Origin of the sequence: Hymenobacter sp. GOD-10R (assembly GCF_035609205.1) — a bacterium.
Taxonomy (GTDB): Bacteria; Bacteroidota; Bacteroidia; order Cytophagales; family Hymenobacteraceae; genus Hymenobacter.
Genome location: NZ_CP141187.1, coordinates 104,378 through 126,803, shown reverse-complemented (window position 1 = coordinate 126,803; position 22,426 = coordinate 104,378). Strand labels below are relative to the sequence as shown.

Here is a 22,426-nt window from a genome sequence, read left to right as displayed (position 1 = left end):
ATGATACAAGCTTAACCTTATGGCTTGCGTTAACTCTTGAAGCTTGATCAACTATACTTATGCTAGGTTGCTAGCGATACGCCAATCCTGACAAGTATCGTCATCAGCAGGTGCTACTCGGCGGGTCTGCTGCTTGTCGGCGGGAGCAAGTGCCAGACCAGCGGGGCGGTGACCAACACGAACAACCTGAATAAGGCTTGGTCGAACAGCGACACGGGAACCAGGTGCGGGACAGGCGGCCCCAAGTAGCCGGCCCGGTACACCGCTGTATTCACGCTCATGTCCGAGACCATAATAGCGAGCGCTAACCCCAGGCCCAGCCGGGGACGTCGCCATAACAAGAGCACCGTCAACGGATCCAGGAAGGTGAGCACATCCCAGTACAGACCAATGGATAGGGGGACGGGCCGACGGGCCAAGCCAGCCAGCCGTGGTCCATGATGCCTTGTGTATGCGTGTAGGTGCCGATGAAGAAGCCCACGGAGTACACGAGTACGATTCCTCGCACCAAGCGGGCAATGGAGCTGTTGTTTTGGCAAAAGAAGCACAAAGCCAACGCAGCCGGCAAAGCGCCGATCTCCCTGCGCATCACCATCCATGGCCAGCGCAGCGAGTACTCCACCAAAATCCGCTTACTGCCTAGTGAGTGGAATCCGAAAGCCGGTAAGCGCCGTGGTACCAGCCAGGCGAGTATCGATACCAATTCATCCTTAGAGTCGCTTCGGGCACGCGCCCGCACCACACTCGACCAGCTGCTGGCTAAGGCCGAGCCTGACCAAGTCATCACGGCTCAGCAGGTTCGCAAGGCCATGCTGCCGAATAAGCCAACGCCGGACTCGGATCCGCTCGTGAGTGAGCTGCTCAGCACCATCCGCGAGCAGCACTACGCCGCCGGCAACGAGGTGACGTACCGTGGCCATGGTTCGGCCATTGCCGTGTGGACGCGTTGGTGCACCGACAAGCCCATCCGCTTATCGGACCTCACCGACGCCAAGACCCGCAGCTTCGCCGGCTGGCTGGCCGAGCACTATGCTCCGACCAGTGCGGCCACGTGGTTGAACGCACTGCGAGCGATGCTCCGCAAAGCGGCCCCGACCTTACTACCCAACCCCTTCAACGATCTGGCGCCAAAGAACGCGGCGGACCAGGTCAAATCACGCACACACCTCACACGAGAACAATTAGAGCTCTTACGGGACTTGCCCCTCAAAGCCCCTAAACAGCAACTAGCCCGTGCCGTCTATATGTGCCAGTATTACCTGCACGGTTGCCGCATCAGCAACGTGTTGGAGCTACGCTGGCGCGACGTGGACTGGCAAGGGGGCCGGGTGAAGTTTAAGGCCGTGAAACGCGGTAAGTATAAGGACGTGGCGCTAACCGAGCCGCTACAGAGAGTGCTGGAGCCCTACCTAAAAGGAGGTAGTGAACTAGTTTTTCCGGTGCTGCCGGAGGACTACTTCAGCCTGGACAAAGCAGCCTGATGGATTGCCCGGCGCAATGCCACCGCACGCATCAATGGGCGCCTAGTGGTCGTTGCCCGGTACCTCGGGCTAACTGTGCGGCTGCACAGCCACACGGCCCGACACACGCTGGCTGGTCATGCTGGCAAGGTGAACAAGTACACGGCGCAAGCCATGCTGGGTCACCGCAGCATCGAGCAGACCGAAGCGTAGCTGGAAAGTTTGAGTACAGCCGAACTGGACGAAGCCGCTGCTGCCATATACGAGCCAATGGGCATAAACAAGTAGATTAAGTAAGGTCTCAACTACATACACCGTTGGGGCCTTACCTATTTGCTAGTTAGTGCCGCTCTACAATCAGAACGGCTAACACACCCACGAAGAGGGAGAATAAAGCCATACCGGAGAGTACATAATACCCATCCATTTTTTGAAAAGTGCCGGTTAGACCAACAATGACACACATTAGCCAGCCATAGCAAAACCACTTAATCCCATGCAGCAGAAGCGCGGATTGGATAAGGCCTAGGTACTTCAGTATCCAATACCCAATAAAGAAAGGCCCTACTAGGATGCCTAATAAGATTACAATGCCGGCAAGCATACATTCAATATATAAACTAGGCCCCGCCAATCGAGAACTAGTAGTTGAAAACTAGGTAGCTGAGTACTTCTTCACGCTGGCAGCCGATATACCGAGGGCCTTACCAATGGCCCGATCAGAGGTGCCAGCTTCCTTCAACCGCTTCACCCGTGCCACCAGTGACGCATCCACAGTTGGCCGGCCGATTTTCGAGCCCTTTAACCTAGCTTTCACCAGGCCGGCTTTCGTTCGTTCGCTGAGGCGCACCCGTTCCTGCTTGGCAATGGCCGCTAGAATACCGATGACGGCATCTTTGAAAATACCCGTGCTATCCAGGTACTGCTCCGTAAAGCTCTTGAACTGCACCCCCGAGACAGACAGGTTTTGCAGGTAACCTAGGGTTTCGGCTACGCCTTCTCGGCTGAAACGGTCGAGGGCCCAAAACAGCACCACGTCGAAGCGGCGCTGGTGGGCATCCAGAAACATCTGCTTGAACTGCGGCCGGTCGGCTTTGCTGCCACTGTCTTGGTCGGTGTACTCTTTACAGACAGAGTAGCCGAGCCGCTCGGCGAAGGCCCGTAGCTCACGCAGCTGATTCTCGTTGTCCTGGCCTTTGTCGCGGGTGCTCACGCGGGCGTAGATGGCTGCCTTCATTTAAGAGTTGGATTTAAGTACTTCTTCATTCCAACCTGCGTTTATTGAAGAGCCCGCTTCCATCCTCATTGTTACATATATCGCACTATGATTTTTTCGCTCTTCTGCTTTAAAAATTCTGAATGCAGAAGCTAACTCTTCTCGATTGAGAAAATTCTCTTTTGACATCTGATGTAACAGATGATTGTTTTCAAAGAGTGTAGTGTCTTTTTTCTCTATGTCATTTAGAAAAGAAGAGTAACGTTCCTTCCTTATTTCTCCAACACGAGTTGCTGCGTAGTACCCATACTGTGCAGCGTCTCTCTCCTGCTCTAACAGTAGGTATGTATAGTCTAGCTCAGCTAAGGTTTTATACTTGCGTATAATATAGTTATAGCCTAATGGCAGCCCGTCATGGTATCTAGATTCGTAGATCCTAGTTAAATAATTTGAGAAATCCCTTATCAATTTTTAAGGCCATTGTTGGGTCTGATTCCTGCAACTTATCTAACAGCTTTTCTGAGTTATGACTGAACTTCGATTTTATCCCAAGTAGCATCAAGCGAGCTTTTAACTCCTTCTCAATGCATGTATTTGCCATAATACATGCTGGATGTAATAGATCATTATTGAATAATAATCTAGCTGCTTTGTAATCGTCATAAGCTGCCCGCAGTAACCCCGAGAATTTTTGATCGTCCTCGTCGGATAGTTTGGCTGGTTTAAGAGGCATATCCTTTATTTTTTAGTTGATCATATCCAAAGCTACAAACACCTGCTGGAAAACCGGCCGGTTTCTGCGCAGTTTCAACATGTGCTAATGCAGCCTGGAAAGGTCGTTTTTTGAACCTGATTTTGGCATCGTTTTTTGCGCACTTAAACTAAGTAGGGAGAAGCGGCCGTTGCTGCCTTCATGTCCCCTACTCAGTCAACTGCCGTTCCCGATGAAACACCTGTTCGTCTTTTGCCTGCTCTATTCTTGGACCAGCCTGAGCTGGGGCCAGGGACGGACCACTTTCCCGATTGATTCCATCACGCACCGTATTCGCTACACGGGCCTGGTGCCCGTACCGGGTCGTCGCCAAGTGGACTTACTAGCCAACGCACAGACGTGGGACAAGGGCATCAGCACGCTGGATAAGCCGGTCGTTACCACGCACGCGCCGGACGCCGAGCGGCTCGTCGTATACGGGGCGCAGCCTTTCGCTTACACGTATCGCTATGTCCCGCCGCAACAGGCCGCGAGTACGCCACTACACTACACGATTCGGTTGGTGCTGCACTATATTGCGACACTGTCGCTGCAGGATGGACGCTACATCTATGACGTGACCGATTTCGTGGTCGGCTATCCAACTGCGCAGCCGCCCTCGCCGACGCAGCTACCTGTGGAAGATGACCTGATCAACACGCGCCCACTCAACGAACGCGGCGCCAGTATGCTGACGGCCGAGCGAACGAGCTTCCAAGAAGCGATTAAGCAGTTGCTCGCTCAGCTACAACAGCAGATGAATCAACCCCTCAGCAGTCGAGCGTGGAATAAGCGTTCCAACAACCCGACTCCTAGTTATAGAGAAGCGAATGGCAGCCCTAGCAAGAGTGATTTAAGGCCAACTTAGCGTCCTAACCTTAAAAACATAATATTTTGAGGCCAATAGAGTGAATCGACCTTATCTTTGAGGCCTGGTGCATTAGCTCGCCTTAAATACGCTATTTTTTGATGTCAACTTCACCGCTGTACGCAATCAATCCCAGCCGGGATGTGCCCTGGAACGCACTGCCAGACCTGCCCATTGCTCAGGCGCTGTGGCGCACCCCGGATGTACTGGAGCAGCTTGGCCAGGCGCGCGAAGCCCTCGGGCGACTACACGGGCGCAGCGTGGCGATCCCCAACCAGGGGCTGCTGATCAACTCCATTAGCCTACAGGAAGCCAAGGCCTCCAGCGCCATCGAGAACATCTTCACCACCGACGACGAACTCTACCGCGCCTTCAGTGAAACGGCCGCCGAGCGCATGGAAGGGCCCGCCAAGGAGGTGCTGCGCTACCGCGAGGCCTTATGGAGCGGCTACGACTACCTGCGAGCGGGTTCGGGCTTTACCCGCGACTACTTCATCCGCATCTTCCGCGAGATCAAGCAGGTGGAGGAAGGGCTGCGTCCGCCTTTCTCGCCCACCATTATTCGCCAGGGCGGCAGTGGCTTCAACGCCGGCAAAGCCATCTATACCCCGCCGCGGGGAGCCGGCATCCTGGAAGCCAAGCTCGATAACCTGGTTGCCTTTGTCAACGACGATGCGACCTACCCGCTGCATCCCTTGCTGAAGATGGCCATCGGCCACTTTCAGTTCGAAGCTATTCACCCCTTCCGGGACGGCAATGGCCGCACGGGGCGCATTTTCAACATCCATTACCTGGTGCAGAAAGGGCTACTGGACTACCCAATCCTGTACCTGAGCCGCTACATTCTGGAGCACAAGGAGGCCTACTACGGCGCCCTGGCCGGGGTCTCGCAACGCGGCGACTGGGCGACGTGGTTGCTCTATATGCTCCGGGCAGTGGAAGTGACGGCCAACCTGACGTTTGAGAAGATCAACCGCATCCTGGCTGCCCGCGAGGCCATCCTGGAAGTAGTCGCCGCCCAGAAGAACCTGCGCCGCCCCGAGCAGCTGGTGCAGCAGATCTTCACCCAACCCATCACCCGCGTCAAGCACCTGACCCAGGACCGAACCTACGCCGAGAACACGGCGCGGGAGTATCTGAATCAACTCGTGGCGCTGCGGGTGCTGGAGAAGCAGACGCTGGGAGGCAATCACTATTATCTCAACCGCGAACTCTACAGCATTCTAGAAGAGTAGTGGGTCTTCCCAGCGCAACAGAAGCGGACCTGTCGAGGGGCTCGGACGTGTCCTGACCCCACGCCGCGCCCGCGATTTGGCCAAGTCTTCCCCTGTTCGGGTAGCACACCTTTCGCTAGCTTCGCACCTGGATGGCCGCGGCGAGCGGTCTTGCTTCGCACCGCTGGCGGTCTTTCTACTGCTACTTCACTCCCCATGGTCCTGCGCTTCCTTTCTTGGCTCGTCGTACTCGTGCTGCTTGGCCCAGCGGGCCTGGCCCAACCCACGCGAACGGTCACGACGCTAGCCGGCCGTCCTAAGCAGCGCGGCGCGGCAGATGGAGCGGGCACGAACGCCCAATTCAACCGGCCCATGGGCATTGCCGTGGCCCCGGATGGCAGCGTGTATGTCGCCGACACGGATAATCATACCCTGCGCTGCATCAGCCCTACGGGCGTGGTCACGACCGTGGCCGGGCGGGCAGGGGTGAAGGGTAGCGCCGATGGAGCGGGGGCTGCCGCTTGCTTCACCTTTCCCGTGGGAGTAGCTGTCGATGCCCACGGTACAGTGTACGTAGCCGATGCGGGCAATCACACCATCCGCCGCGTGACTCCAGTGGGGCAGGTGAGCACCATCGCAGGCCTAGCCGGGCAGAAGGGCCGCACCGATGGAGCGGGTAGCGAAGCCCGGTTCAACATGCCCCATGGCCTAGCGGTGGCCCCTGACGGAACGCTCTACGTCGCCGATACCGAGAACCATACGCTGCGTCAACTCACCCCAGAGGGGCGGGTGAGCACCTGGGCCGGGCAGGCCGTGCAGAAAGGTAGCACGGACGGGGAACGCGCCGCTGCCCGTTTCTTCCATCCCACGGGTCTAGCCTTAGACGCGAGTGGCACGGTGTACGTGGTCGACAATGGCAATCACGTGATTCGGGCGGTTCCGGCGGTAGGCCCGGTGCGAACGCTGGCCGGCCAGGCAGGCAAACACGGCAGCGCGGATGGGGTCGGCGCCGCGGCGCGCTTTTACTGGCCCAACGGGATTGCCGTTACGGCAGCGGGCGAACTCTACGTGGCGGATAACGTGAACGCGACCATCCGCCAGATCACCGCGGCGGGCATCGTCACGACCGTAGCGGGCACAGCGCACCACTGGGGCAGCCAGGACGGGCCGGCCGCCGACGCGCAGTTCGAGTTCCCCTTTGGGATAGCGGTAGATATGGCGGGGCTGGTGCTTTATATAACCGATACGAAGAACCACTGCGTGCGCCGGCTTCAATAATAGGGCACTACCGGTCCCGGGGGTATTGCTCCTAGTACAGCTTACTCATCGATCCACAATGCAGCGTGTACTGTGATTGGTGAACAACTTTACTGAACCGTTTCCACGCCCTTTTACCGCTCCCAACTGCCCCATCTGTAGTGGGATAAGTTGTACAGTAAAAGGAGCGAAATATTCTAGGAGTCGACGTTGGAGTTTTCCGCCTGCGCGTTGGCCACGTTTGTGGTAGTCTGAAGCTAGCTATTTGCCTTTTTACTCGACGCCCACCGTGTCTGTATCTCCGCAGGGCAGACATCGTATACACGCTATTGTTGGGCTTCTTGGCGGCTTGTTTCACCTCTTATTGCGCCACCTTGTTCTCCGTCAATAGTCGCCTGCATCGCCTTGCGCTGACTCGCTCCGCGCATTATCCATTGTTCCCTCCCTTATTTTTCCTGTATGTCCCTGCCCCCTAACTACGTGCGTTTCGCCGATGGCGTCGAAGAAATCCAGCCCAACGAAGACCAGCTCGGCGACGAAACGGTGGCCTCTATGGCGCGGGTAGCGCGCCTGATGTTTGAGAAAAACCGCCACGCCATCCGCGACGCCCACGCCAAGAGCCACGGTATCCTGCGCGGCGAGCTGCACATTGCCCCTGGCCTGCCCGAGCACCTGGCCCAAGGCCTGTTCAAAGAAGCCAAAACCTATCCGGTGATCATCCGCTTGTCTACGTCACCCGGGGCCATTCAGCCCGACAGCCAGCCAGCCGTGAAAGGCTTCGCGCTGAAAATCATCGGCGTAGAAGGCAAGAAATTCTTACCGGAAGAAGCCGATGCCCTCACCCAGGATTTCTTGCTGGTGAACGATACGATCATCCCGACCGGGGACGTAAAAAGTTACCACGATATGCAACTGCGCATTGAAAAGCTGGCCCACGGCCCTGAGCTGCTGCAAACCGCCATTAACAAAGTCGGCGTGCTGGCCGATAAGGCATTAGAATTATTGGAAGACGCAGGCGGCCCCAAGAAGGAAGTGAACATGGTCGTGCAGGCGCACCCCAACCACCATATCCTGGGCGAGACCTACACTACGCTCGGGGCCCTTCGCTACGGCGACTACGTGGCCAAAGTCAGCGTAGCCCCGCTCTCCGAAAACCTGAAGGCCTTGGCGGGCCAGGAAGTTGACGTCAGCGCGCCGGGTGCCTACCGTGACCTGGTCGTGGACTTTTTTCGCACCCAGGGGGCCGAGTACGAGTTGCGCGCCCAACTTTGCACCGACCTGCAGACCATGCCCGTGGAAGATGCGTCGGTCGACTGGCCGCAAGACCAAAGCCCTTACCAAACGCTGGGCAAAATCGTGCTACCGGCCCAGGAGGCCTTCAGCCCCGCTCGCCGCGTGTATGCCGACGACGTGCTCTCCTTCAATCCCTTCCATTGCCTGCCCGAACACCAGCCCCTGGGCAGCATCAACCGCGTGCGGATCAAGGCCTATGCCTCGTCCACGACCTACCGCCACGCCACCAATGCCACGCCCAAGGTGGAGCCCACTGATATCAACCAACTACCCGACTAAGCAGCCAGCAGGAGGCTGGCACGAGCAACCGCTCGCGACACGTCTAAGTCGGGTTCCCGTTAGGCGTGCTGGCGGGTGAGCGCGATAACCGCAGTCGACGGAAGCCCGACCGCACGTAAATAAATGAATTGTTATAGGCAATTGACTACCAGTGCGTTGCTTGGGCCCCGCGCTCCTATTCCTGTCAGGGCCCAACGCGTACCTCGTCCATTCCGTAGGAGGGGCTTTGTCTTATACGCACCTACTCCCCTCGCTATTTGCATGAAACGACGTTTTCTGCCCTTTCTGCCCCAGGCGTTCCGCCTGGCGCCCCTGGCCCTGGCCGCCACCTTGCTCGCCCTGCCCTTGACCTCGTGTGACGACGACAGCGACGCGAACGATCCGAAGACGACGCTGATCCAGCCCACCGGGTCAGCGCCCACCTACGCGCCGAACATCGACGCGCAAATGCTGGCCGTGCTGGAGCAGTTTATGAGCTACGGCACCCCCGCGCTGCCCACGCTTTCCCCCCGGCAAGCGCGCATGGCGCCCAGCGTAACGGATGCCGTGCAGGACCTGCTCAAGAAAAACAACTTGGCGCCCACCCCGCCCAACGTGACGGTGACTCAACAGGTATTGCCCAAAAACTACACGCCCCAGTCAGCCGCCGACGGCATCCTGGTGCGCATCTACAAACCCGCCGGCGTGTCGGGCTCCTTGCCCGTGATTGTGTATTACCACGGCGGGGGCTGGGTGATTGGCTCGCTTGACGTGTATGAGCCTTCGGCCAAGGCCCTGGCCGCCAACACGGGCGCCATCGTGGTATCGGTGGATTACCGCCTCTCGCCGGAGGCTAAGTTCCCGGCTGCCCACGAAGATGCGTATGCGGCCTATAAGTGGGCCAAAGAAAACGCCACCAACTTCGGCGGCAACGCGGCCAAAGTCGCCGTTGCGGGCGAAAGCGCCGGCGGCAACATGGCCGTGGGCGTGTGCCTGCTGGCCAAGGAGCGGGGCCTGGCGCTGCCCATTCACCAACTGTTGGTCTATCCCGTCGCCAATAACGACCTGAACACGGCTTCCTACAACCAGTACGCCAATGCCATGCCCTTGAGCAAGGCCAACATTGAGTATTTCACCCAGAACTACTTCACCACCCCAGCGGACGGCAACAACCGCCTGATCTCGCTGACGGACGTGGCGAACTTGAGCGGGTTGCCCGCCGCTACCATCATTGCCGCCGAAATCGACCCGCTGCAAACCGAAGGCAAGCAGCTCGCCGACAAGCTCACCCAAGTAGGCGTGGCCAACCAGTACCAGCTCTACAGCGGCACCACCCACGAGTTCTTCGGCACGTACGCCGTAGTACCCAAAGCCGAAGAAGCCCAGCAGTTTGCCGCCACCCGCCTCAAAGCGGCCTTCCAATAAAGCGCCTGAACGCCTAACCCGATGTGACCAAAAGCCCCTCCTATCCGAGGGGCTTTTTAGTTGAGACCCTCATCGCGTCTATTGTCAACCTCTTTCCGGACAAGACACTTGTCTGATCCTGAAAATAAGTTGTCAGTTATCGGTGAGAGATGATTGTGCTTTAGTAGTCCTGACGAGAGGTTGTCACTGTCGATAAATCAGGCTCGCTATGGCCTAGCTTATCGGCTGTAGGTGTTTTACGAGAAGGGTATACTTTGGGCCTCCAACGTTGCTGTAGCGGTTGAGTGCTGGCGTGTGCCGCCGCCGGTGTTAAGTACCCGCAACTCATGTGGGGCCGCAGGTGGTTGTAATTGCGGATACTCGCCTCGACTGCCCGTTGCGCCTCCTCAAACGTAGTGAATACCCGGTTCAGGTGAAAGTCAATTTTTAAGATGCCGTTCACCCGTTCGGCAATGGCATTCTCATACGGATCCCCGTTTTCTGTCATGCTGATGGCAATACCCGCTCGCCGCAGCTTTTGCACGTACTGGAAACTGCAATATTGGCTTCCCCGGTCCGAGTGATGGATGAGTTCCTGGCTACTTTCGCCGTGGCTCAGGGCCATGTCCAAGGCGTTGATGGCCCCTTCCGCTGTCAGCAGCGGGTGCAGACAGTAGCCCATAATCATCTTGGAGTATGCATCCGTGATCAAGGATAGATAGCCAAAGCCGAGACCAATACATAAGTAAGTGATGTCACTGACCCATACTTGGCGGGGAGCGGTGAGGAGTTGGTTCCGCAACAGATTAGGGTATTTCCGCAGACTATGCAGTGAATTCGTCGTTTTGGGGACTTGACGCGGCTGACGCAGCAGCAGGCCATGCTCGTGTAAGAGTTGATGTAGTTTGTCTCGCCCCATCTTAATGCCGCTTCTGGTCAAGGGCTCTTGCAGCAGCATATGTAGTTTGCGCGTGCCTAGGCCCGGTATTTCGCGCCGAAGCGCGAGCACCAAGTCCAGCACCAGAAGCGCCTGCCCTCGGGCGCGTTGCGCATACTGTTCTTTGCGGTAAAAGGCTTGTCGGCTCACACCAAACAGACGGCACAGGCGCCCGACGCGCACCTGGGCTAGATCATGGCTTTTCAGCCGTGAGACCGTTTGGTGCCAGACTTTTTTCGAATCGAGATCTTCAACTCTTGTTCGGCCACCTCGATCATGGTGTTGAGGGCGAGGATAAGCAGATTAGCCTCCTGCAGCAGTTGCGTCAGCTCTTGGTTGCACTGCTGCAGCGCGTGAACATCCTGTTTCTGGGTGCGTGTCATGGCAGGCGCAACGAACAAGCCCGTCTGGATCTTGTGCTGATACTGACTCACCCAGTTGCGCAGTGTGTAACTATTGTGGATGTCCAGGTCAGCCATGACGTGGCTCGGATCTTCCCCGCCAAGAAGGATACGGAATGCCGCCGTTTCTTTCAGTTGTTCGCTATACTGGAAGCGGTGGAGCAGGTCACGAATGTGGTCTTGCATAGAACAGTTTTTGTAAGAAAAACTGTCAACCTATCCTATGTTCACCTAGCCGCCGTAGGGAGACTATTGAAAAGGAAGGAGAAGGCGTAAGATTCCTCAACCTATGGAGCGGCGTTGCTAGCTCGTCTAAAATGACAATCCCCTTCTTCTTCTAGGGCCACTTTGAACAGTTCCAGGAGGCGCACGAGCCTGTATTAGGATAGCGAAAGATCCCCTAGAACTCCTTTTCTCCTTTCTATTCACCTTTCAGGCTGCTTGGTATGAATCTGCCATCACTTTTCCCCGTCGTCGGCATTGATGTGAGCAAAGCCTCGCTCGCCGTCTGTTATCAACGCGACCAGCAGGTGCAGTACTTGGAGGTCAGCAACACCAAGGCAGGCTTTCAGCAGTTAGTGAAAGCCTGTGGATCTGACTGCTTGTTCATCATGGAGGCCACCGGCAGCTACTACCTAACCTTGGCCTATTATCTGCACGAGCAGAAAGGACAGGTGGCGGTGCTCAACCCATTAGTTATCAAACGCTTTATTCAAATGCATCTTGGCAAGGGCAAGAGCGACCGCAAGGATGCCCAGTGGCTGTTGCGCTACGGCCAGCAGCAGGCTGTCAAACTGTGGCAGCCCGACGAAACCGTTTTGGTCGAATGCCGCCAGCTCGAACAAGTCAGCGAGCAACTGCTTAAGCAGAAAACCATGGTGACTAACTCCTTGGAAGCCTTGCAGCAGCAACCCGTGGTGAGTAAATTAGCCTTGAAGCGCCTGCAACAGACTTGCCAGCAACTTGCACAGCAGCTGCGTGACATTGAAACCGAGTTACTCCGGCTGCTAGAGCAGCGCTATGCCCACGAGATGAGCCTCTTGTGCTCCATTCCCGGGATTGGGCGCAAGACAGCCGGCTTGTTGCTCTTGTTTGCCGGCGGCTTTGCTCGTTTGGACAACTACCGCCAATTGATTGCCAAAGCAGGTCTCTCCCCCCGTGAGCACAGTTCAGGCACCAGTGTACGGGGAAAGGTGCGCATCACCAAGATGGGTGGGGCCTTAATCCGCGGCAAACTCTTCATGTGCAGCTTCGCGGCCAAGAAACGGAATACAGCCTGTCAGGCCTTATATGAGCGACTCGTCGGGAAAGGCAAGAATGGCAAAGTGGCCTTGATTGCCGTCTGCAACAAGCTGCTCAAGCAAGCCTTCGCCATCGTTAAATCGGGTGTGCCTTACCAAGCCGACTTTACCTCAAAACTTGTCCCGAATCCTTGACTTTTAACACAGTTCATTTTAGGACAAGACATAGTGGACCAAGTGACTTTGTACACAGGTCACTACGTCCTGCACGGTGCGGAGATCATCAATCTCTGGATCGGGAATAATGATCTGATACGTCTTTTCCAGCTGCCAGACTAGGTTCACCTGATCCAGCAGCTCAAATCCTAGATCTTCTACCAAGCGGGTACTAGGGGTAACCCAAGCTAAGCGGCGACGGAGTTGCTTGCTTAGTAGACGGTGTATCACCTGTTGAATAGGAGTAGTCATCAACAACTAATTTTTACAGTGTTAAGAAAGTAATTTTCTTTACGGCAACACCGTGAGCGTGCCTTTGTACTTGCGGCCGTCAGTGTAAGTGATAAGGTAGTAGTACACGCCCGAGGCGCCGATGCCCGCCCAATGGAAGGTGCGCTCCGGCGAGTGATACACCTCGTTGCCCCAACGCGAAAAGATTTTGATGCCGGCAAAGCGCACGTCGCAGAAGTCGGCTGGCAGTTCAGGTAGGGTGAAGACATCGTTGAGACCGTCGCCGTTGGGCGTGATGACGTTGGGTGGCAGGAAGCGCAGCGAATCGGTGACGGGCACCACTTCAAACTGCACGGTGCGGCTGTAGGCTAGCTTTTCACAAGCGGCCGTTTCCTGAAGCTGAAAAACCACTATGAGCTTTTCGAGCACCTGCGCCGCGTCGCAGGTGGCTTGCCACTCGAAGGTGCCATCAGCACGGCCGTTGCCATTCTGGGCAGTGAAGGTCATGCCCATCGAAGCTAGGTCAAAGCCTTGTCCCTGGGCGCTGAGTACCAAAGCGTTCTTGTCGGCATCAATGCCGGTGAGGGTGGCCTTGTAGGTACTGCCGAGGGGAACTTGCACGAGAATGGGCGCGGTGCTGGTGGCGCTGGCCGCGGGAAAACTGCTCGTCAGGACGGCGGGCGTGTTCGGCAGCGGCTCGGCTTTGAAGGCCAGGCGAACGGTGTCGCGCTTGGGCAGGCTGCACCCGTTGTCGGCCACGATGAGGTCGAGCAGGTACACCTTGTTCTTGGTATCGAAGCACTCGGGAAAGCACAGGGTGGCCGTGAGCGTATCGGGAGCGCCGGTAGCCCGCACCGTGCCGCTGTTAGCGGTAGTAAAGCTAGGTCCGTTGGCGGCACTGGTGAAGTTGATGGGCACGGCCGACACCGTGAGCTGAGAGTTGGGGTCAGCATCGGTGTAGCGCAGGTTCACGCAATGGTTGGTGCCGGGCTTGATCTTCAGCGTGTCGCGGCCCGGCGTGTAGGCCCGCGTGCTACCCGCTGTAAATAGCTGCAAGCTGGGAGCGGTGTTCTGCGGACAGTTGAGCACGTAAAGCTGGAAGTCGCGGCGCGTTTCCCCAATCTTGACGCCCTGACGGTACTCCGAGCAGCGCACACCGAACACGAACAGCCCGAGTTGCGTGGGGCGCACCGTGAGGCGGCCCGTGTGCGCGTCGATACCCAGGGTCGGCGTGCCGGGAATCTGGCGTTGCGCGGAAAGACCGGCCGTCCAGTTGACCGTGGTATACGGGGCGGCTTGTGGCTGTGGAGCCGGAAAGGCAGTAGAGGAATGGCCGTTGAGCGGCGTCACCATGTCGTAGATGAGCGAGTCGCCATCCGCATCTTGGCCGCCGAAGTCGTAGTAAAACAGCTCGCCTCGGCAGGCATAATCGCCCAGGGGCGGGAAGATGCGCGGCGTGGAGTCGATGAACGACTGCCCGTTGCGCACCACGGCCGGAAATTCCAGGTAAAATGTCTGAGCCGCCGTGAGCGGCGACATAATGTTGCTGATGCTCTGGTTACGGCAGCAGCGCTCCACGGCCGCGTAGTAGCCGGCCGTGTTGGTGAAGGTAGTGGATGCTAAGATGATATCACTGCTGTACACAATCTTGCGCGTGCTCAGGGTCGAGACGGTGCAGGCCGGGTTGGTGTACTGCACGGGCGTGCGGCTCACTTTCTGCAACACAACGTCGGTCATGCGGCGGTTAGTGGCTTTGTCGAAGATGCCGGCCGTCAGGGTTAGGTCTTCTGCATCGGGGTTGCCGTTGATCACATCGAAGTACAGATTCAGGGTTAGCGTGTAGGTGTTGCCTGATTTATACTGCAACTCCATTTCGCCCCCAACAATGTGCGTGGCGTGCGCCGTCGGCCCGATCAGCAGAAGCAGTAGTAAGACAAGCGAGAAGTAGGAGAACGGCTTTTGGAACAACTTCACCATGGTGGGCCGGCAATGAGCCGTAAGCAATATCAAGGAGGAAAATGCCTAGATTGGAGAGACAGAGTAGCAGGCATGTCCATTGGTGCAGCCTGTTAAGCCAGCAAGTAGCACGGAGCTTTGCATTCTTTCCACTAGAAGGATACCTAAGGGGCTACTTACCCCTACGCCCCACCTCGTTTTTTTTCGTGGTGCCGACTAGCTAGCCCTGCGAGCGTGGACCCGGAGTTCTCCTAGTAAAGCGACTGCAGTCGGGTAATTCGTTGGTTGATGCCAATAGATAGATTCCTGCTCGCTCATTCAGTCCAGCTCCCTAAAAATAATTTTCTGCGCGCGTAGGGGTTAACAGTCGCTTGTGTCTCTTACTACTAGGTTGCCCCGCCGACTTGCGCCAGGAGTTAGTTCAGTACGCGCCAGTTATCCTACACGAAAGACACAACTCCCGAAGCAGCCACCGACGCCGGTTCCTTGCGCTGCTTCCCGCCCCCTTCAACTTCCTTTATCATCTTCTTCATTTCCCCATTCTCTTTAACTAAGTTTTTTATGAAGCGTTTTTCATCCCGCGGTATTGCCTTCACCATGCTGACTCTGTTTAGTCTAGGCGCCAGTACGCTGCTCACCGGCTGCTTTGAAAAGGAAGACAGCGAAAGCTGCAGCCCAAAGGGCGGTACCTGCGATACCGCTGCTACCGTCGTGGACCTGAGCACAACGACCGGCTGCGGTCTCGCGCTACGCCTGGCCGACAGCACCTACGTAGTACCCACCGGCTCCACCTGGACGAACTTCAACGCGAAAGCCGGCGATAAGCTCTTGGTGGGTTATACCACTAAAAAGCATCGTGGCACCCAGAACAGTTGCGCGGCGGGTCCGCTCGTGGAACTGGGCTGTATCAGCGCAGATACCACCAGTACCCCTGCTAACTAAGGGTAAGTACGCAGGCACTTGGACAAGCGTCCGGCCGGTGGTCGGACGCTTGTCTTCCTACGCGGTAGCAACCAGCTACCAACAGCTACCTTCCTAACACGGGGAAGCTTTTGCGGCCTTAAAAGGGGTATTTCTTCCAAAAGGGCGGATTTACACGCTAAGCCCGGTTATCAAAAAGGGTGAGCGAAAAACAGACCGAAAAAGGTCGGTTCCAAAGCGTATAAGGGGTGTAAGCAGCCTATTACAAAGGAACTCCTTTGTGATACCGCAAACTCAATCAAATTGCAAGTTCTTTAAAATCAGGCAACTAAATGCTTAGCGTGTAAATCCGCCCATTTGCAACAAGAACCCCTAAAAGCGTAACCCCACCTGCACGCCCGGCCACAGACGAACATTAGACCGTCCCCGATCTGTGGCGAGCCAGAGCCATTGGTCCTGGCCTAGCAATTGGCGGGTACGAAAGCCATCACGGTGAGTCATGGCCAGGTTGAGGGTCGGCCCGCCCACCAGCTGCCAGCGCCCAGCGCGTTTAAACTGCCAAGCCAGCGCCGGCCGCAACTGCGTGAGCTGGCCCTGCGCGGCTTTATTTTTATCCGCGCCCGCTACTACCCAATACAGCAAATCGAGACTAGGCGTAAAGCGGCCTCTGGGGTGGCCTACGGTACCGAGCCCCCCGCCCCAGGCCCAGCTACCGCGGTGGTCCAACGGGCCAGCGGCGACGCCTAGCACAAGATGAATACGGGGCCACCCGAGCTTAATGGCCGCGTTAAGCGGTAGCGTCTCGCTCCACCAGGCTTCTCCATGCAGGTAGAGAGGCCGCAACCACGCCCCGAATGCAGACGACTTCTTGGCTGCGGAATCGGTTCTTAGCGCGGGGTTTGCTGCGGGCAGTATGGGTGAGAAACTAACTTTCGCCAGTTTCAGGTCGGGCGGTATCCCTTCAATTGACTCACTACTAGATGCCAGTGAAACGGATCGTGATGCGAGCTTGGTTAGCGGACCCTGAGCTGGCGCCAATTGCTGAGGAAAACCAGTAAACCGGGCGGCAGCGGGAGCTAGGGGCTGGGCCGTCTCTGACGTAGTCTGCCCAGCTTGCATCCGACCACCTAACAGCGGCCGCGTACGGGCGCCCACGCGACTTACCTGGGCCGTGAGCGGCTTGGCGGCAGGAGAAGCGGCGCGTCTACTGTAGGGTACCCGGCGTTCTGCCTGGCTGCGCGGAGAAGAGAGTTCCTGATTTGCTGCGGTACTACCAAGCGGCGACTGCTGCATCGCCCTATTCTGAGCAGCCATCGCTACCCTGATTTGCTTTGCGGAACGAGGAGCTTCGGGTACCTGCAACTCCCGAGCCAGCGTACTCTGGCCTAGTGGCTGGCCTGCTACACCAGCCCGCTTTCCTAGCGCGGCGGCTCGCGGAAGTGAAGCAGGAGGCCTAGTAGCCTCTTTAACTAACGCCGTAGCGCTATTTGCCCCAACCATACTTGCCGGTACGACTACATGGTCAGGCCACAAAACGAGCTGACCGTTGATCACCCCATACGACAGGTGCTCGGCTGCCAGCACTTCGCGTAGCACTGTTTTTAAGGGCCGCGGCGGGCCAGGCTGCAGGTAGCACGCGTGCGTTAGGGGCACCAGCGAGCTGCTGTAGCTCAAGGACAGATGACTTTGGCGTGACAGTTCAGCCAGTACCGCGCCCAAGGACCGACGGCCTGGAGCGGGCTGTACAGGCCGATTCAGCACTTGGTCTCTGGTCTGTCCCCACGCTATTTTCAGGGGTAGTAGCAACAAGACCAGCCTTAGTAGGTCCATCCACCAAGCCACCGCACGACCGCTGTGCCTTCTCACGGCCGGGGAGCACGCGGGGTTGACTCCGCATCTGAGGCCTGTGAGGCATGGGACGCGGGAGTAGGCAACGTGCACCCCGGACCCTGCAACTGATAACCGCCGTGCCCATTGGAAGAAAGGCGGCTTGCCGTAGCGGCAGCGAGCACTGCTAATACCTGGCTCGGTTGCGGGCGGACGAAGGTCCCCGTGAAGCGGCACTGTCCTAGATCGGGGCTGCCTAGCAGTACATCCGTTCCGAACATCGCGTGTAGCGTACGTGTTACCTGGGTCACTGACGCATCCGCAAAGCGCAAGGTATCGCTTTGCCAAGCTCGGAAATTAGGATCAGCCGCCGGACTGCTGCGCAGCCGCGCGGATACCCGGCCGGGGGCGTCGGCCGCGCGCAGGGCGGCACGGGTGCCTGCCGTGAGCAACACGCTATCGGGCACGATCAGGTGCGTCAGCCATACCTGGCCATGGGTCACACTCACTTCTACCGAATCTTCCGCAGCGTAGGCGCGCACGTTGAAGGCCGTGCCGATTACCCGTACACGGGCCGCGGTAGTATTCACCACAAAGGGCCGGATCGGGTCAGGTACCACGTTAAAGTAGGCCTCTCCCGTGAGTTGCACCGCCCGTACGCCCTGTGCTGAGGCGCCCTCTCTTCCCATGTACTGCAACCGCGAGCGGGCGTTCAGCCAGACCGTGCTGCCATCAGGCAAGCGCACCTGTTGCCGCTGGTCCGTATTGGTGTAGGTCACCACCGTTTGCGGGAGCCTGAAGAGCCAAGTCCGAGCTGCTGCGTAGCCTACGCCCAACAGCAGCACCAGCCCAGCCGCTAGCTGCCAGCGCGAAGCCCGGTGTCGGGTGGCCCAGGGCAGGCGTACTACCGGTACTGGCGCCTGCTCCGAAACCCGCGCAGCGGCTAATGGATGGGCATCTACGAGTGGACGTAAGCGTAGCCAGGCGGCTTCCACATCCGCCGGCGAGAATAGCACCGGTGCGGTTGCGGCTTCGCCGGCCCGTTCCCAGGCCCGCGTAACCGTGGTCAGGATTTGCAGGTGTGTCGGGTCGGCCTGCACCCACTCGCGTAACGCCAAACGTTCAGCCGGCGTTGCTTCGGCGGCCAAGTGCCGGGCCAGCAGGTTCCAAGGAGCGTCGGAAGGGTCAGAATTGTGAAGCATCAGTAAAACGGCCGGCGCGAAGTGGCAGCAGGTTAGATAAAGGATACCCAGCTGGCTCACTACCCCCACGCAAGTTCCAAAAATAATTACTAGGGACGGTGCAACCCGGTGTTAAGAGTGTCCCAGCAGTGGCGGGTAGCAGTCGCCAAGCCGCTAGCCAGAATAGTAGTCCGTACAGATTTTTGAGAATACCCGCCAATTCGCGGCGCAAGATGCGCAAAGCCTTTCCCATTTGGTTTTCGACAGTTTTCGGCGAGATTTCCAAGCTGTCGGCTATCTGCTGGTAGCTCATTTCCTCATAGCGACTCAACTCAAATATCAGGCGACACTGCGGTGGCAAGCGGTCGAGCGCCGCCACTACTGCTTCCGCCGCATCGGTCGCGTGCAACTCATCCAAGGCATCGGCGGCCAGGGGCGGCTGCGTCAGCGGCGCATCGTCCCACGCCACCTGACGCTGGGAGCGCTGCTGGTAGCGGAGAGCGGCATTCAAGGCCATACGCGTGAGATAAGCCCGGTGCGAGTCAATGACCGGTTGCGTGGCTAGCCCCTGCCAGACCCGCAAAAACACGTCTTGTAGAATATCTTCCACCACTGCCCGGTCAGGCACTACACGGTAAACTAGGCTCCCCAAGGGAGCATAAAACGTCTTGAACAGCTGCTCTAGAAAAGCTTTCGCGTCGGTCTGGTGTAGCTGCCTTAAGTGCGCATCGAGCGCCGTATCATCGAACTTCGCCATAGAAAGAGGTTGCCCACTGCATGCACCGCTTAACAGGTTCAAACCGGCACATTGCCGCACCTAACTGGAACCAAAGGTGCGAAGTTTCCTGACAGGAGAAATGTTGGCTTTGCCTACTACTAGGCGACTTGAGCTTGGAGTCACAGGATACGGCCAGTAAGCTAGTAAAAGCATACGGAGCGGGAATGGTCCGTTCGGTGCCGACGCTTGTCCTCTGCAAAAAAAAGCGGGCGCGAGTAGGGGTACGCAGCGCTTTAAGTATCCTTCTATTAGTTAGCACCACTTAACTCCTCCTTCCTATGCATAGTAGCCTACTTTCTTCTCTACTTCTAGCTGCTTCGTTCGAGCAGCTCCCTACTCTCAGAGATTGAATACGCGGCACAGTGGTTAAGGCTTGCCAAATAAGGGCTTCAACAAGAAATATACTCTACTATGTAGTAAGCTAGTAATAAGCCCGACTGTACGCTGGCGCGTCACGCTATTGAAGCTAGGTAGTTTGCCAAACAGTCGATGAATAAGGGAAAGTAGCCGATTATGCCCAAAGTTTAAAAGGAGGCCAAGCAACTTTGGTAAGCTTCCCCCACCTACCACGCCCTCTTCTTTCTGTGTTCTGCATTACTAATGACTACTAATCCTTTCTTTTCCCGTGCAATGCTGATGCTCTCAGCGGCGGTGTGGCTGTTGGCCGTGGCTTGTCAAAAGCAGGACGCTACGCCCACTAACAACTTAACAACCCTGCCAGCGGCCGTACCTGCTCCAGCCGGTAACCCTAGCAGCACGGCTCAGATAGCGCTGGGCCGTGCTTTGTTCTGGGACCCCATCCTTTCCGGCGGCCGCGACGTGAGCTGCGCTACCTGCCACCATCCGAGCAAGGCCTACGCCGACGGGCTGGACTTATCCATTGGCGTCAATGGCCAAGGGCTAGGCAGTACCCGGCGCTTTCTCACGCCCAATACGATTCCCTTCACGCAGCGCAACTGCACCACCGTGCTCAACACGGCCTACAATGGCATGGCCGCCGATGGGAGCTTCAACGCCTTTACGGCTCCCATGTTCTGGGACAACCGGGCGCAGTCGCTCGAGGCCCAGGCGCTACTGCCGATTGTTACCTTAGAGGAAATGCGCAGTGGCCGCTACCCCGAAGCCGCCGCCCTCGACTCGGTCGTGGCCCGCCTGCGCCACATTCCGGCCTACGTAACCTTGTTTCAGCAGGCTTTTGCTGAGTCCACGCCCGTTACCTCAACGAACCTGGGCAAAGCCATCGCGGCTTTTGAGCGCACCTTGGTGACCACGGATGCACCGTACGACGAGTATCTGCGCGGCAACACCAGCGCCCTGACGGCCCAGCAGGTCCAGGGCCTGAACGCCTTCGTGGCGACCGGCTGTAACAAGTGCCACAGCGGGCCCATGCTCAGCGACTACCTGCCCCACGTGCTCGGCATCGCCGATAACCCTAAGTTGGCCACGTCCGACTCCGGCGTGAACGGCACGTATGCTTTCCGTACCCCAAGCCTGCGCAACGTGGCCCTGACCGCTCCTTACATGCACAACGGCATGCTTGCTACCCTGCAGGATGTCGTCAATTTCTACGATCAGGGGGGACGCAACGGCGGCCGTGCCCCGCAAAACCCGCATGTGGCTGCTCGCCAGCTTGACCCATTGCTACCAGGACGGGTGCAAAATACCCAAGCCATTGTGGCCTTTCTTAATACCCTCACGGCTCAGAGCTACGACCGCACCGTGCCCACCACCGTGCCGAGTGGGCTGTCTGTGGGCGGCAACATCCGGTAAGCCGCCCGTGCTTATTCACCCTAAGGCCTTGAACGTCCGGTAAGTGGTCGATGAGTACGCCGAACTCACCACGTAGAGCATCGTTATACCATTAGTCGCTTTTCGGGCAGCTAACAATTTATACTGAAGAGGTCCATACCATGAAGTATCCTGCGCTTTTATGTAGTACCGGATTGTTGCTGTTACCTGCCCTTTTCACCCTGCCAAGTCAGGTTCGGGAGCCGGCACAGCGCCCGGCGAATAGCCTGCTATCCGGGCTAGTAGCGACCGACTGCTCCTCGGCGAAAGGATTAAACCGGGTAATTTGCCTGACGGAGGCGTTCAAAGCTACCCTTACACCCAGCCAGCTAGCCGCAGTACAACGGCCGTATTCGAAAGCTGATGCTGTCAGATGGTCGAACTTTCCGCAGGCTTTCTCCCGGCCCCAGCGGGTAGGCCTGAATTTCGGTTCACTCAATGCGACTCAACTTGTAGCGGCGAAAGCTCTGATGGCCGCTGTGCTGGTTCAAGGCGTGCCTAATGAAGGCTATGAGGAGTTAGAAGGTGGACTAGCCGCTGATACGTACTTAGGAGAGGCGACCCAACAGACTGATACCTTCGGCGCGGGCAATTTCTACCTTGCTTTGTTGGGTACCCCTAGCCTCACCGGGTTGTGGGAATTGCAGTACGGTGGGCACCACTACGCCTTCGCCAATACGTACAAGCGTGGCAACATTGCGGGGGTAACGCCTTCGTTTCGAGGCGTGGAGCCGATGACGGCCGTAATCGCCAACGGCAAAGCCTATCAGCCCATGGAGCAGGAGCGGCAGGCGTTTGCAGCGCTGCTGGGTAGCCTGAGCAGTCAAGAACAGTCGACCGCTAAACTTTCGTCCTCGTTCCGGGATGTCCTGCTCGGGCCGGGCCGGGACGGACATTTCCCGGCCACCCGGCAGGGCTTGCGTCTGGGTGAGTTGAGCGCTACGCAGCAACAGTTAGCGATAGGTGCCGTGAAACGGTACGTTAATGACCTGGACCCGGCCACTGCCGCTCCCGTCTTGGCCAAGTACACCGCCGAATTAGCCGATACCTACCTCGCGTATGTGGGAAGTGGCACGATGAGCCAGGCGAACGACTACATACGCTTGGATGGGCCGAATATCTGGCTGGAGTATTCGGCTCAGCCCAGCCGCGATTTCCCCGGCACTATTCATCCGCACTCGGTCTGGCGCGACCGGACCAGTGATTACGGGGGAAACTAACCAAATCC

General features: G+C 57.5%; 20 protein-coding genes. 10 read left to right on the top strand and 10 right to left on the bottom strand.

Going from position 1 to position 22,426, the window contains the following annotated elements; all coding sequences use genetic code 11:
• Nucleotides 1-113: 113 nt before the first annotated feature.
• The gene (locus SD425_RS28835) at nt 114-293 is read right to left on the bottom strand and encodes a hypothetical protein (RefSeq protein ID WP_324680370.1); all 180 of its coding nucleotides are present in this window, start codon (nt 291-293) and stop codon (nt 114-116) included.
• A gap of 174 nt (nt 294-467) precedes the next feature.
• On the opposite strand from SD425_RS28835, the gene SD425_RS28830 reads away from it, so the two are divergent.
• On the top strand, nt 468-1,481 hold the full coding sequence (locus tag SD425_RS28830; RefSeq protein WP_324680367.1) for a tyrosine-type recombinase/integrase: 1,014 nt from the start codon (nt 468-470) through the stop codon (nt 1,479-1,481).
• A gap of 634 nt (nt 1,482-2,115) precedes the next feature.
• Here the strand turns inward: SD425_RS28830 and SD425_RS28825 are convergent.
• On the bottom strand, nt 2,116-2,697 hold the full coding sequence (locus SD425_RS28825) for a recombinase family protein (protein ID WP_324680365.1): 582 nt from the start codon (nt 2,695-2,697) through the stop codon (nt 2,116-2,118).
• Between the two features lie 415 nt (nt 2,698-3,112).
• Complete coding sequence (locus tag SD425_RS28820) at nt 3,113-3,409, bottom strand: HEPN domain-containing protein (RefSeq protein WP_324680363.1); 297 nt, start codon at nt 3,407-3,409, stop codon at nt 3,113-3,115.
• 211 nt (nt 3,410-3,620) lie between these two features.
• On the opposite strand from SD425_RS28820, the gene SD425_RS28815 reads away from it, so the two are divergent.
• The 5 genes from SD425_RS28815 (at nt 3,621) to SD425_RS28795 (ending at nt 9,742) form a co-directional block, all read left to right on the top strand.
• Nucleotides 3,621-4,295, top strand: a complete 675-nt coding sequence (locus SD425_RS28815) for a hypothetical protein (protein WP_324680361.1) — start codon at nt 3,621-3,623, stop codon at nt 4,293-4,295.
• 101 nt (nt 4,296-4,396) lie between these two features.
• On the top strand, nt 4,397-5,530 hold the full coding sequence (locus tag SD425_RS28810; RefSeq protein WP_324680359.1) for a Fic family protein: 1,134 nt from the start codon (nt 4,397-4,399) through the stop codon (nt 5,528-5,530).
• A 195-nt stretch (nt 5,531-5,725) separates the two neighbouring features.
• Entirely contained in the window at nt 5,726-6,787 is a 1,062-nt protein-coding gene (locus tag SD425_RS28805; RefSeq protein ID WP_324680357.1) for an NHL repeat-containing protein, read from the top strand.
• Between the two features lie 438 nt (nt 6,788-7,225).
• Nucleotides 7,226-8,338, top strand: a complete 1,113-nt coding sequence (locus SD425_RS28800; RefSeq protein ID WP_324680355.1) for a catalase family protein — start codon at nt 7,226-7,228, stop codon at nt 8,336-8,338.
• A gap of 261 nt (nt 8,339-8,599) precedes the next feature.
• Nucleotides 8,600-9,742: an alpha/beta hydrolase gene (locus SD425_RS28795; RefSeq protein WP_324680353.1), complete on the top strand. Its 1,143-nt coding sequence runs from the start codon at nt 8,600-8,602 to the stop codon at nt 9,740-9,742.
• A 160-nt stretch (nt 9,743-9,902) separates the two neighbouring features.
• On the opposite strand, the gene SD425_RS28790 is transcribed toward SD425_RS28795, so the two are convergent.
• Complete coding sequence (locus SD425_RS28790) at nt 9,903-10,841, bottom strand: IS3 family transposase (RefSeq protein WP_324680351.1); 939 nt, start codon at nt 10,839-10,841, stop codon at nt 9,903-9,905.
• A 20-nt stretch (nt 10,842-10,861) separates the two neighbouring features.
• Complete coding sequence (locus SD425_RS28785; RefSeq protein WP_324680349.1) at nt 10,862-11,245, bottom strand: transposase; 384 nt, start codon at nt 11,243-11,245, stop codon at nt 10,862-10,864.
• Between the two features lie 260 nt (nt 11,246-11,505).
• Between SD425_RS28785 and SD425_RS28780 the strand changes: the two genes are divergently transcribed.
• The gene (locus tag SD425_RS28780) at nt 11,506-12,495 is read left to right on the top strand and encodes an IS110 family transposase (protein ID WP_324680347.1); all 990 of its coding nucleotides are present in this window, start codon (nt 11,506-11,508) and stop codon (nt 12,493-12,495) included.
• A gap of 18 nt (nt 12,496-12,513) precedes the next feature.
• Here SD425_RS28780 and SD425_RS28775 read toward each other — a convergent pair whose 3' ends face one another.
• Nucleotides 12,514-12,768 (bottom strand): acyl carrier protein, encoded by a 255-nt coding sequence (locus SD425_RS28775; protein ID WP_324680345.1) that lies wholly within the window; start codon nt 12,766-12,768, stop codon nt 12,514-12,516.
• 39 nt (nt 12,769-12,807) lie between these two features.
• Nucleotides 12,808-14,724 carry a gliding motility-associated C-terminal domain-containing protein gene (locus SD425_RS28770; RefSeq protein WP_324680343.1) on the bottom strand — a complete coding sequence of 639 codons (1,917 nt, stop codon included), beginning with the start codon at nt 14,722-14,724 and terminating at the stop codon, nt 12,808-12,810.
• A gap of 540 nt (nt 14,725-15,264) precedes the next feature.
• Here SD425_RS28770 and SD425_RS28765 point away from each other — a divergent pair.
• Nucleotides 15,265-15,645, top strand: a complete 381-nt coding sequence (locus SD425_RS28765) for a hypothetical protein (protein ID WP_324680341.1) — start codon at nt 15,265-15,267, stop codon at nt 15,643-15,645.
• A gap of 351 nt (nt 15,646-15,996) precedes the next feature.
• Here the strand turns inward: SD425_RS28765 and SD425_RS28760 are convergent, their stop codons facing one another.
• The 3 genes from SD425_RS28760 to SD425_RS28750 are packed head-to-tail and all read right to left on the bottom strand — an operon-like array spanning nt 15,997 to nt 19,389.
• On the bottom strand, nt 15,997-17,433 hold the full coding sequence (locus SD425_RS28760; RefSeq protein ID WP_324680339.1) for a hypothetical protein: 1,437 nt from the start codon (nt 17,431-17,433) through the stop codon (nt 15,997-15,999).
• Nucleotides 17,434-17,486: 53 nt separating this feature from the next.
• Entirely contained in the window at nt 17,487-18,653 is a 1,167-nt protein-coding gene (locus SD425_RS28755; RefSeq protein ID WP_324680337.1) for a FecR family protein, read from the bottom strand.
• Complete coding sequence (locus tag SD425_RS28750; protein ID WP_324680335.1) at nt 18,637-19,389, bottom strand: RNA polymerase sigma-70 factor; 753 nt, start codon at nt 19,387-19,389, stop codon at nt 18,637-18,639. Before SD425_RS28750 ends, SD425_RS28755 begins: the two co-directional genes overlap by 17 nt.
• A 621-nt stretch (nt 19,390-20,010) precedes the next feature.
• Between SD425_RS28750 and SD425_RS28745 the strand changes: the two genes are divergently transcribed.
• Both SD425_RS28745 and SD425_RS28740 read left to right on the top strand, forming a co-directional pair.
• Nucleotides 20,011-21,180 carry a cytochrome-c peroxidase gene (locus SD425_RS28745; protein ID WP_324680333.1) on the top strand — a complete coding sequence of 390 codons (1,170 nt, stop codon included), beginning with the start codon at nt 20,011-20,013 and terminating at the stop codon, nt 21,178-21,180.
• A gap of 140 nt (nt 21,181-21,320) precedes the next feature.
• The gene (locus SD425_RS28740; protein WP_324680331.1) at nt 21,321-22,418 is read left to right on the top strand and encodes a DUF3500 domain-containing protein; all 1,098 of its coding nucleotides are present in this window, start codon (nt 21,321-21,323) and stop codon (nt 22,416-22,418) included.
• Nucleotides 22,419-22,426: the final 8 nt, after the last annotated feature.

Bases quoted from the DNA above. Each gene is read 5' to 3' on its own strand.
- SD425_RS28745 (WP_324680333.1), top strand. From the start codon at position 20,011: ATGACTACTAATCCTTTCTTTTCCCGTGCAATGCTGATGCTCTCAGCG.
- SD425_RS28810 (WP_324680359.1), top strand. From the start codon at position 4,397: ATGTCAACTTCACCGCTGTACGCAATCAATCCCAGCCGGGATGTGCCC.
- SD425_RS28815 (WP_324680361.1), top strand. From the start codon at position 3,621: ATGAAACACCTGTTCGTCTTTTGCCTGCTCTATTCTTGGACCAGCCTG.
- SD425_RS28770 (WP_324680343.1), bottom strand. From the start codon at position 14,724: ATGGTGAAGTTGTTCCAAAAGCCGTTCTCCTACTTCTCGCTTGTCTTA.
- SD425_RS28835 (WP_324680370.1), bottom strand. From the start codon at position 293: ATGGTCTCGGACATGAGCGTGAATACAGCGGTGTACCGGGCCGGCTAC.
- SD425_RS28825 (WP_324680365.1), bottom strand. From the start codon at position 2,697: ATGAAGGCAGCCATCTACGCCCGCGTGAGCACCCGCGACAAAGGCCAG.
- SD425_RS28765 (WP_324680341.1), top strand. From the start codon at position 15,265: ATGAAGCGTTTTTCATCCCGCGGTATTGCCTTCACCATGCTGACTCTG.
- SD425_RS28805 (WP_324680357.1), top strand. From the start codon at position 5,726: ATGGTCCTGCGCTTCCTTTCTTGGCTCGTCGTACTCGTGCTGCTTGGC.
- SD425_RS28785 (WP_324680349.1), bottom strand. From the start codon at position 11,245: ATGCAAGACCACATTCGTGACCTGCTCCACCGCTTCCAGTATAGCGAA.
- SD425_RS28800 (WP_324680355.1), top strand. From the start codon at position 7,226: ATGTCCCTGCCCCCTAACTACGTGCGTTTCGCCGATGGCGTCGAAGAA.
- SD425_RS28750 (WP_324680335.1), bottom strand. From the start codon at position 19,389: ATGGCGAAGTTCGATGATACGGCGCTCGATGCGCACTTAAGGCAGCTA.
- SD425_RS28755 (WP_324680337.1), bottom strand. From the start codon at position 18,653: ATGCTTCACAATTCTGACCCTTCCGACGCTCCTTGGAACCTGCTGGCC.
- SD425_RS28830 (WP_324680367.1), top strand. From the start codon at position 468: ATGAAGAAGCCCACGGAGTACACGAGTACGATTCCTCGCACCAAGCGG.
- SD425_RS28775 (WP_324680345.1), bottom strand. From the start codon at position 12,768: ATGACTACTCCTATTCAACAGGTGATACACCGTCTACTAAGCAAGCAA.
- SD425_RS28795 (WP_324680353.1), top strand. From the start codon at position 8,600: ATGAAACGACGTTTTCTGCCCTTTCTGCCCCAGGCGTTCCGCCTGGCG.
- SD425_RS28820 (WP_324680363.1), bottom strand. From the start codon at position 3,409: ATGCCTCTTAAACCAGCCAAACTATCCGACGAGGACGATCAAAAATTC.
- SD425_RS28780 (WP_324680347.1), top strand. From the start codon at position 11,506: ATGAATCTGCCATCACTTTTCCCCGTCGTCGGCATTGATGTGAGCAAA.
- SD425_RS28740 (WP_324680331.1), top strand. From the start codon at position 21,321: ATGAAGTATCCTGCGCTTTTATGTAGTACCGGATTGTTGCTGTTACCT.